Origin of the sequence: Falsiroseomonas stagni DSM 19981 (genome assembly GCF_900114315.1) — a bacterium.
GTDB lineage: Bacteria > Pseudomonadota > Alphaproteobacteria > Acetobacterales > Acetobacteraceae > Falsiroseomonas > Falsiroseomonas stagni.
Window position 1 is genome coordinate 145,161 of sequence record NZ_FOSQ01000011.1, and the last position, 10,756, is coordinate 155,916.

Below are 10,756 nucleotides of genomic sequence, written 5' to 3' on the forward strand. Positions count from 1 at the left end.
CTCGCGTAAATGTGACACAGTCTTTACGGCCCGCCAAACCGACCCTAGAACGAGTCCGCCGTGCGCAACGCCGCGGCACCAGGCGATGCGGCTGTTCGGCATGGGACCTGCCCAGGGGTGACGACTGCAAGATGGAGCCGGCGCTGCGTCGGCGGCGTCCCGATCGAGGTGGCGGGCGGATGATGATGATCTACCGCTGCGTCTGCTACCCGCGGACCGGCAACTGGGACAGCCTGAACCTCGACCTCGACGAGAAGAACATCCTCTTCCACGTCTCCGTGCGGCCGGACCGGCGGCAGATCGTGGTCAACGAACTGGTGGACGGCGCCTGGGGGGTGGAGCGCACCCTGCCGGTCGACCTCTCGACGACCGAGGTGCTGCCCCTGCTGGTGATCTGCACCACCGCCCACATCCACCTGCTGGTGGGCGGGGAGGTGCGGGCCACCATCGCCGTGCAGTGGCCGCAGGGCCGGCAGGTTTCCGTCCGCACCAGCATGGCCTGGTTCGCCAGCCCCGGCTTCGGCCCCTTCGGCGACCCCGGCGCCGCCACCCGGCAGGGCTGGCTGCCGGGCGAAGGGATCGGCGTCGAGGCGCTGCGCGGCTTCGTACCGGCGACGGACTGGCAGGGCGGGCCCGTCGCCATCACCATCGGCGCCGAACGCTTCACCGCCCAGGCCATGCCGGCGGCCTCCGCCCCCGGCCTGCCGCCCGGCTTCGTGGTGCCGCTGGACCCCGCGGCGCGGGCAGCCCTGTCGCAGGCGGAAGCCAATTCGCGCCTCGCCACGCGCGTCGCGGTCGATTTCGGCCCTGGCGATGCGGGGACCGCGGGCGCGACCGTCATCGCGCAGGGCTGGGTGAACCCGCCCGGGATCGTCGAAGGCGTCGCGGAAGGGCGGATCACCGGCTGGCTGCGCGGGCGCGGCGCCCTCCCGCGGCTGGAGGTGCTGCTGGAGGGCGCGCCGGTGCAGGCGCAGGTGACGCTGGGCGCGGAGCCGCGCTTCCCGCCGGACTGCCTGCTCGGCGCACGCCGCAGCCGGGACGGCGGCGGCGATGGCTACGCCCCGGAACGCCGCAGCGCCTTCACCATCGACCTGCCGGCGGAGGTCGTCGCTCGCGCCCGCGCCAGCGGCGTCCCGCTGCAGGTGATGGGCGATGGCGCCAAGCTCATCGGCGGCAGCCTGGCGCTCGGCGCCCGCAAGCCGGCGGAGGAGGCCGCGCCCGCCGCGACCCCGGCGGCGGAGGCGGTGGAGGAGACGGTCGCCTCCGGCCGGATGGGCGGCTCGGTCCAGGTGCTGCGCATGGATGTCCCGCCCGCGAGCGGCGAGGATGTCTGGCTGGACCTGGTGGCGCCGGATGGCGACATCCCGCTCCACCTGCGCTACCGCGCGGCGGAGAACTGGATCGTCACCAACCATTGCGCGGATGGGGAATGGGGGTCGGAGACGGTGCTCGGCCGCCTGCCATCCTCCTGGTACCGCCTCGTGGTGGATGTGGAGATCGGCGCGGGGCGCTGCCTCATCGCCGTCAACCACACCCCCTGGGGCGAGGTGACGAGCGCCCTGCTGGGCAGCGAGGAGTTGACCGTCCGCGGGCCGCACCAGCGCTTCGCCCGCGCCGCGCCGCGCCGCGCGCCGCCGCCACCCTCCCCCGTGCCGCCGGCCGGGGCGGTGGACCGGGTGCTGCGCGATACCGTGCTTGGCTGGGCGGTGGATGCCGGGCCGGATGCGGCGCTGGAGATCGATATCGGCGAGGGGCCGGTGCGCGTGGTGCCGCGCTGGGTGGAACTGCCGGGGCTGGCGGCCAGGCTCGGCCGGCCCGGCGCGCGGATCGGCTTCGAGGCCCCGCTGCCCGAGGCGCTGCGCGGACGGCTCGGCCGCCATCTGCGCCTGGCGCGGCTGTCGCTGGATGGCCGGCCGCTCAGCCTGCCCCCGTCCTGGACCAGCGCGGTGACGGAAGTCGATGGCTTCGTCCTGCGCGGGGAGGTGGTGGGCACGCCGGCGGGGCGGGCCCCGTCGATCGGCCTGACGGTCGGCGGCCGGGCGCGGGATGTCGCGACGGTGGTCTGGGCCGAAACCCCCCTGCCCGGCCTGCGCGCCAGCAGCGGCAGCCAGGCCCGCCATGGCTTCGAGATCGAGCTGCCCGGCACGATCTGGACCGATATCGGGGATGCGCGCGACGCCAGCCTCGAGATGACGGTGGATGGGCGGGTGATCGAGCCGGGACGGCTGCTGTTCACCCGCGCCATGGCGCAGCACGCGCTGGTCCGGGCGGCGCAGCTCGGCGATGGCTCGGCCGCCGCGCAATGCAACGCGCTGCTGGCCGCGGAACACCTGGCCTTCGGGCGCTTCCTGCCCGACCTGCCGCCGGAAGCGGCGCGGTTCCATGCGGAATTCACCCGCCGGATGAAGCTGGACGGCTTCGTGGCGCGCAACGCCGCCGCGCCGCGCCAGCCCTCCCGCGGCGCGGGCCGGGCGCCGGAGCCGACGGCGGAGGAAACGCAGCGCATCGCCGTCTGGCGCGCCCTGCGCGCGGTCAATGCAAGGCTGTCCAGCGACGGGGAGCCGATCTTCTATCACGCCCGGCTGGTCGAAGCCGCGCACCGGCTGGAAGGGGAGGCGCGGGAGCATTTCTGGTTCGGCCTGGTGCCGCCGCTCTGCGCCACCGACGAATTGCCGCTGCTCGACCGCGCGGTGCCGCTATCCACCTGGTTCCACCAGGAGGAACGGCCGGATGCCTGGGCGCTGAGTTCCGCCATCGCGCTGCTGGCCGCGGCCGGGGAGGCCAGGCGGGCGACCGATGCGCTCTACCGGCTGGCGGGCAGCATGCAGGGCTGGATCAACACCGCCTGCATCGGCTTCGCGCTGCGTCACCTCGAAGGCCGGGCGGCGGAGGGCCTTCTGGCGGAAGCGGAGCTGGAGCGGTTCCGCTACGCCTTCCTGGCGCTGCTCGACGCCTTCAAGGGCGAATGGTTCTCCCGCCTGCATGACCGGCACCTGGTGGAGGCGCTGGTCCTGCTGCTGGACCGGCGCCATTTGATGCCGGACTACCTGGCGCAGGACATGACGCGCGCGGCGCTGCGGCACTACGGCCTCTCCCCGTCCTTCTGGGCGCGCTGGAGCGCCGGGCCGGCGCGGCGGGAGGGCGGGCAGGACAGCCAGCTTGCCGTCGCGTGGCGGCGCTTCCGCCAGCTGGAAGCGGCCCTCGGCGATCCGGCGCGGGTGGACCAGCGGCTCGGCACCCTGCATGGCGGGCTGCAGTTCTTCCGCAGCCATGGCAACCCGGAAGCGGTGACCTGGATGCGGGAGCTGGCCGCGCATGCGCTGCGCCCGGGCAGCGCCGCCAACCCCGGCACGCTGGGGCGGCTGCTGGCGGATATGGTCGCGCTGGATGCGCGGGATGCCGTGCGGATCGCGGCCATGCCGGGCCTGCCCTTGCCGGGGGGGCTGTCGGGCCTCGGCATCGCGCCGGACGGGCTGCGGGACCTGCTGCGGGAGATGCGCGCCCAGCCGCGCGGCATGACGGAGCAGGCGCAGCGCGCGCTGTGCCGGATGCTGGTGGCGCCGGAGATGCCGCCGGCGGCGGCGGAGGTGCGCGACCTGGCGGCGATGCTGGCGGAGCCGCGCTACCTCCATGTCGGCGCGGATATGCTGAGCCTGATGGCGGTGCGCCAGGCGGCGGCGCAGCACCCCGGCGCCGCCCCGGCCGGGCGCGCGCTGGTGCGCCGCTTCGCCGCATCGGTGACGCGCGCGGTGGAGGAAGGCGGCGCGCCGCACCTGCCCGCGCCGCTGCTGGCCGGCATGGCCCGCCTGCTGCAGGTGCTGGAGAACCAGCGCCTGCCGGAGATGGCGGAAGCGGTGATGGCGCTACAGGCGCTGCGGGATGCGATCCACCTGCGCTACCGCCACCACCACGACCAGGCGCTGACGCCGGTGGCGAAGCCGGCCATCGCCTTCGATCCCGCCGCCCTGGCGGGGGACGTGCTGGTCTGCGTCTATTCCTGCAACAAGTACCTGGACACCCGCGTGGCCGCGATCCGGGAGACCTGGATGCAGGACCTGGCCGCGATCGGGGCGCGCTGCATCATCATCGTGGGCGATGGCGACGATACGCTGGATGGCGACGTGCTGCGCCTTGCCGTGTCCGACAGCTACGAGGACCTGCCCCAGAAGACGCTGCGCATGGTGGAATGGGTGCATGCCAACACCGATGCGCAATACCTCATCAAGATCGATGACGATTGCTACCTGAGTACGGAGAACTACTTCGGCACGCTGGACTACCGCGCGCACCACTATCACGGCCGGCTCCTGGAACGCGCGATCGGCGGCACGGACCGCGTCTGGCACCACCTGAAGTCCAGCAGCGAACGCGCGCGCGGCATCGACCGTTCGCCCGAACCCTCGCGCTACTGCGATGGCGGCGGCGTCTACAGCCTGTCCCGCTTCGCCATGGGCCGGCTGGCCGCCGCCGCCGCGCGGCGGGACGGCCAGCGGCTGATCGCCCGGTCCTTCATGGAGGACAAGATGGTCGGCGACCTGCTGGCCATGGAGGAGATCTTCCCCGACAACACCGACTACGAAAGCTACCAGCGCCGCCGCACCTTCGGCACGGCGCATCCCATCGGCATCTATGAGAACACCTTCTTCCCGAGCGCGCTCGGCACGGCCAAGGTCGCGCATCTCGACCTCGACCGCGACCAGGCGCGCGCCCATGCGCTGCGCGGGCAGCTCGACCTCAGCCCGAAGAAGATCTGGCCGAGCTTCGCCCCCGTGGGCACCGACCACACCCATCACCAGTTGGAACTGCTCAGCGGGGCGGAGGTCCTGGCGCGGACGCAGGCGGAGCCGATCGGCGTGGTGCTGGCCGCGCGCAACGAGATGACGATGCTGCCGCATCTGCTGGACCACTACCGGTCGATCGGCGTGCGGGCCTTCTACGCGGTGGACAACGCCTCGGATGACGGGTCACGCGAATGGCTGCTCGCCCAGCCCGATGTCGTCGTCTATTCGGCGGCGGGCGAATACCGCACCTCCCATTATGGCGTGACCTGGCAGCAGACCGTGCTGGCGCATCATTTCGTCAGCCGCTGGGCGGTTGTGGCGGATGCGGATGAATTCCTGATCTACCCGGGCTGGCGCCACCGCAGCCTTGCGGATCTGGTGGCCGCGGTGGAAGCCGAACGCGCCAATGCCGTGCCGCTGTGGATGGTGGACCTGTACCCCGCCGGCCCGCTGGAGGAGGCGGACTTCACCGCCCGCCCGCCCTTCGAGGCCGCGACCTGGCTGGACCGCGAACCGGTGCAGGCCTATCGCCTGACCAGCTGCTTCTACAGCAACCGGTGCCAGCAGGTCTCGGCGCTGCGCCACCGCCTGCTGCCGGACAGCGAGCCGAATGGCTTCGTGGCGGAGAAGGTGGCGCTGTTCCGCTACCAGCCCTGGATCCGCGTCAGCGAAGGCATCCACAGCGCGGCGAATATCCGCCTGTCCCGGCAACCCGCGGTCTTCGCGCACTTCAAGTACCACGCCGGCTTCCGCCGGAAGATCCTGGAGGAGATCAGCCGCGGCCAGCACTACAACGGCGCCGCGGAATACAAGCGCTACGCCGCGATGGTGGCGGAAAGCGCCGGCGCCTTCGGGCGAGAGGGGCTGTCGGTCCAGCTGGGCGCGGATGGCTTCCTGCCGCCGGAATCCCGCCGCGGCTGATTCGTCTGTACCGAAAATAAGATTCGTGGATCACTTCGCCGTGATATCGCGATGCAAGGCGGCCTGTGGCGCTGCTGGATGGTGCGGTTGCGACCGGAAGAAGCAGGCCTTTACAGGATGATAACACCAGATCGGGGGCAGCCGGGGCGGAGGCGCCCTTGCGGCTGGCGCCAGAGAATGCATCTCTGCCGAACCATGCGGCGAGGCTGAATGGTCCCTTTTCGGATCAGTCTTAAAAAAAATACTTTTCACCATTAATCATAGCGCCTAGCGTCCTGCCGGCTGTCACGAGTTTGTCAGAAATCCATGTTGATCGCCCAGCATCCCCCCAGTGGTGACCAGGCGCCGCTTGCCTCCTCCGGGGCAGGGGCCGCGGGGCCTCGGGCGCCTGCCCTGCCGCCTTCCCTGGTGGCGGCGATGCGCGAGCCGGTGCTGCTGATCGCCGCCATCGAATGGAGCCTGGCGCGGGACGTCCTGGCGGTGCCGGTGCCCGTCCTGGCCATCGAACATGACGCCACCCTGGGCCTTCTGCTGCATGCCGAAGGCAGCCGCTTCCCGCTTCCCGCCATGCCGCCGCTCTGCGTCGCCGCCATCGCCTTCACCGAGGAAGGGGAAGCCGCGCTGCGGACCGCCATCGATCACGCCCCGGGCGGCGACACCGTGCCCCCCGTCGCGCGCATGCAGCCCGGGGATGCGATGGGGCTCGCCACCGCCGTCGTCTCCGGCACCACCGCGGTGCTGCGGCGGCAGGCGGCGCTGCTCGCGGGTTCGCTGCGCAGCCTCGGCCAGATGCGCGCGGCGCATGACGATCACCAGGGGCGGCTCGCGCAGTTGGAAGCCTATGTCGCCCGCGACAACCGCCAGGATTTCGACGAGGTCTTCGCCGAGGAACCGGCGGGCGGGGAGGATGCGGCCATCCGGCTCGGCCGCGGTGCCAATATCGGCGCGCTCGCCCAGTTGCTGCCCATCGCCAGCCGCGGCGTCAGCGCCATCGGGCTGCACCTGGATGCCGCGCCGGAATCGCCCACCGCCGTCCTCGTGGTGCGGCTGACGAGCCTGGAAGATGGGCAGGACCGCGCCACCTGGCGCCTGCCTGCCGATCGGCTGAAGGCGGGCTGGCAGGTGCTGGGGCTGGAACGCGCCCTCACCGGCCTGTCCCGCACGCTGCGGCTGACGGTGGAGGTGCCGGAAGGCACGCTGGCGCTCTCCCTCGGCGGCAACCAGCCCCTGCCCGCCTTCCGCGTCAGCGGTGAGGATGGCGCGCCCCTGGCCCCGCGCAGCCTGGCCTTCCGCGTCTGGACCGGCCTGCCCGGCGTGATGCCGCCCGTGACCGGCATCGACCATGCCGAGGGCAGCGAGGATCTCGGCCAGGGGTGGGAGGAAGTGCCCGTCCTGCCGGAAACGATCGAATTGTCCCGCGATGGCGCCAGCGCCACGCGCCGCGCCCTGGATGATGACAGCCTGCCCTGCGACCCCGCCCGCGCCGGCGTCACGCTGGGCCGCATGGCCGGCGCGCTGCCGGCCGGCACGCTGGTCGCACAGGCCACCGGCCGCCTGGTGGGGGAGGTGACGGAGCCGGTCGAATTCGCCCTCGCCGCCGCGACGACGACGGCGGCGGCGCTCGACCTCTCCCGCCAGGACGGCGCCGCCATCGGGTGGTCCGGCTGGATCATGGCGGATGAGGACGGCCTGGCGCCGCTGCGGCTGTTCCAGGCGGAGGGCACGGGCCCGCGGGATCTCTTCGTGCTGACGCGCCGGATGCCGGGCGCGCCGGGCACGCCGCCCCGCGCGCGCATCGGCGGCCTTCGCGCGACCGTCGCCGCCGCGCAGGCCGGCCAGGCCGCCGACCGCCCCGCCCTTCCCGACCCCCTCGCCCCCCTGGCGGAGGAAGCGGATGAGACGGAGCTCCCGCAGGCCTTCCTGGCCGCGCGGGATTTCCGCGGCACCGGCTTCCACGCGCTGGAAGGCGCCGGGGACCGGACCTGGCGCTGGCTGGGCGCGGATGTGAACCTCAAGCTCGACAACGTCTCCCGCCACGCCACGCGGATCGAGGTGCTGATCGCCGCCACGGCGCCGGGGCTGACGGAAGGCGCCATCACCTGTTCGGTCAATGGCGTGCCGACGCGCGCCAATTTCGCCCGGACGGCGGGGGACGGGTCCGGCGAGGCCGGGCTGACGGCCCTGATCCCCCTGCCCCAGGCGGCGCGGCGGCGGGACCGCAGCGTGATGCTGGACCTCGCCTTCGGGCGCGCGCACCAGCCGCCGGGGGACAGCCGCGTGCTCTCCGTCGCCTGCACGGGGCTGCGCATCTCCGCCTGAGAGCTTGTGAATTAATGCCCGAAAGCGCCGGAATCCGAGGAAAAAGCCCGATGATTTCAACGGGCAATAATGCTCAAGCTCGACTCTTTCACAGGCTCTGAACCGGGCCTTGCATTCGCCGCCGCCACGCGGCACGCCATGGCGGGCATGATCCCCCCGGCCATCGCCATCATCGTCCCGGTCTTCAAGCATCCGGGCCTGCTGCCGGAAGCCCTGGATGCGGCGCTGGCGCAGCGCGGCGGCGTCTCCGTCGCCATCGTCATCGTCGATGACGGCTGCCCCTATGAGGAAACGCGCACCATCGGCAGCGCCTATGCGATGGCGGAGGACCGCGTCACCTACCTGCGCAAGCGCAATGGCGGCCTGTCCTCGGCCCGCAATTTCGGCATCGACTACGCGCTGCGCGCCTGGCCGGGGCTGGAGGCGATCTACTTCCTGGATGCCGACAACCGGCTGACGCCGACGGCGATGGCCAATGCCATCGGCCTGCTGCGCCAGGCCGGCGTGGACTGGGTCTATCCCAGCATCGACAAGTTCGGGATCGAATGGTCCGGCAACTACCAGGCCCCCTATTCGCGCCTCGCCCATGTCACCTTCGACAACATCTGCGAGGCCGGCAGCCTGGTGCATCGCCGCGTCTTCGATGCCGGCATCCGGTTCGATGAGACGATGAAGGCGGGCTACGAGGATTGGGAATTCTGGATGCAGGCCCTGGCCAAGGGCTTCCGCGGCCGGTGCCACCCCAGCTTCGGCCTGGAGTACCGCCAGCGCGCGGAAAGCATGCTGCGCGACAGCAACCGCCAGCGCGCCGGCATCCTGGCCTACATGCGGGAGAAGCACCGCGACCTCTTCTCCCTGCGGAACCTGCTGGCATGGGAGCATGAGGAAGCGCCGCGCTTCGCGCTGTTCACCGAGGCATCCGGCGACGTGCTGTGGCTCAGCGACGTCGATGCCCCGCCCCGCCGCCTGACGCTGGACCAGCACGCGGAATCCTTCGCGGCGGAGGAGGTGGAGCCGGAGACGCTCGGCACGCCGCCCTACGCCATCTGGCTGCCCGCGGCGGCGGTCGCGGCGCTGCGGCGCGCGGGGCTCTTCGCCAACCTGCTCTGGCACCTGCAGCGCCTCTGCGCCACGCATCAGGCGGTGGCGATCCATCTGGAGGCGGATCCCGGGGGCATGGCGCTGGAGGTCGCGGCCGACGCGCCGGCCTCCGCCCCGATCGGCTTCGCCGCCGGCCAGGCCGCGCTGCGGGAGGCGCTGGGCGCCGAGACCCCGGGCGGCTGGCTGGCCGCGGTGGCGGAGGATGCGGACAGCCCGGACCTGGCCCGGCTGCTGCTGCGCTTCCCCTGCGCGGAGGATGCGCTGCTGGTCGGCGCCCATGCGCCCAACCCCGTCGCCACCGCGGCGCGGCTGCGGCAGGATCATGATCCCGCCCGCCGCCGCCGCTGGATCTGGCGCAAGGCCGGCGCCACCCCGGCCATCCGCAGCTATGCCGACTACCTGGCCGCCGCCATCGGCGCGGATCACGTCATGCCGCGGCGCCGGGGCGCGGGCGGGCGGCATGTCGGCTTCGCCGTGCCGGGGGGCATCGCGGATGGCGTCGGTCGCGTCGCCGCCGCGCTGGCCACGGCGCTGAAGCGCGCGGGCTGCGTGACCCACCTGTTCGTGCTGGAACAGCCCGGCCTCGTGCTCGGCGACGGGCTGCGCGATGCCTTCGACAGCGTCTCCTTCCTCGGCCGCGCGCTGCCGAAGGAAGGCCCGCACGACTTCCTCGGCCAGCGCATCGCCCTGGCGGGCGACCTCGATGGCGCGGCGCCCGCGCTGCTCGGCCTGATGACGGAGCTGGACGTGCTGGTCTGCAGCCATGTGCCGGCGCTCTCCGCCGTGCTGGGCGACCTCCGCAAGCAGGGCGCGAAGGTGGTGGGGCACCTGCATGCGCTGGAGCAATCCGCCCTCGGCCGCGGCACGGGCCACCCCTACCTCGCCTTGGCGTTCGAGCATGTGCACGACCTGCTGCTCGCGCCCTCGCCGGCGCTGATCGACTGGCTGCGCGGCGCGGGGGTGCCGGAGGCGAAGCTCTGCCTGCTGCCGCCGGCCGCGACGCTCGCCATCTCGGCGGAGGAGCGGGACCGGCTGGTCACGCTGCGCCGCAGCCGGCGGCCCGGGATGCTGCGCGTGGGCCTGCTGCTCGGCCCCTCCGCCAGCCCCGCGGTGCGGGAGGCGCGGCTGCGCCTGGTGGCGCTGACGCGGCAGGCGGGGCTGCCGATCGACTGGATCGCGGTGGGGGAGGCGCTGGACGGCCGGCTGCGGCGGCGCCTCGCGCCGCTCGGCGTGAGCATGGCGGAGACGCTGGCCGATGCGGTGGCCTGGGCGGATCTGCTGCTGCTGCCGGAAGTGGCGGAAGCGACGCCGATGGCGGTGCGGGATGCCCAGCTTCTGGGCTGCGTGCCCGTCCTGCCGGCCAGCAGCCCCGCCGCCCCGCTGGTCGAAGGCGGCAGCGGGCTGGTGGTGGCGGATGAGGCCGCGGCGCTGCCCCTGCTGCGGGACCTCGCCATCGATCCTGGCCGCCTGTCACGGCTTTCCGCGGCGGCGGCGGCGGAAGGATCGGCCGCGCCGGGCTGGTCCGCCGCCACCGACGCCTTCCGGCAGCAGATGGCGCGCTGGTTCCCCGCCGGCTGAATCTTACGGTGGCGCAACCCTTGCTGCTCCGGCCTGGCAGTCATGCCCCAGCGGAG

The 10,756-nt window shown here is 72.9% G+C and carries 3 protein-coding genes; all 3 read left to right on the forward strand.

What is annotated here, in order from left to right; all coding sequences use genetic code 11:
- Positions 1-179: 179 nt before the first annotated feature.
- The 3 genes from BM041_RS22905 (at position 180) to BM041_RS22915 (ending at position 10,700) form a co-directional block, all read left to right on the forward strand.
- Positions 180-5,702: a glycosyltransferase family 2 protein gene (locus BM041_RS22905; protein ID WP_092962230.1), complete on the forward strand. Its 5,523-nt coding sequence runs from the start codon at positions 180-182 to the stop codon at positions 5,700-5,702.
- Between the two features lie 417 nt (positions 5,703-6,119).
- Complete coding sequence (locus BM041_RS22910; RefSeq protein WP_139226153.1) at positions 6,120-8,021, forward strand: DUF6212 domain-containing protein; 1,902 nt, start codon at positions 6,120-6,122, stop codon at positions 8,019-8,021.
- Between the two features lie 147 nt (positions 8,022-8,168).
- On the forward strand, positions 8,169-10,700 hold the full coding sequence (locus tag BM041_RS22915) for a glycosyltransferase (protein ID WP_175534105.1): 2,532 nt from the start codon (positions 8,169-8,171) through the stop codon (positions 10,698-10,700).
- Positions 10,701-10,756 lie beyond the last annotated feature (56 nt).

Excerpts from the sequence above, each read along its gene's own strand:
- BM041_RS22905 (WP_092962230.1), top strand. The coding sequence starts at position 180 with ATGATGATGATCTACCGCTGCGTCTGCTACCCGCGGACCGGCAACTGG.
- BM041_RS22910 (WP_139226153.1), top strand. The coding sequence starts at position 6,120 with ATGCGCGAGCCGGTGCTGCTGATCGCCGCCATCGAATGGAGCCTGGCG.
- BM041_RS22915 (WP_175534105.1), top strand. The coding sequence starts at position 8,169 with ATGATCCCCCCGGCCATCGCCATCATCGTCCCGGTCTTCAAGCATCCG.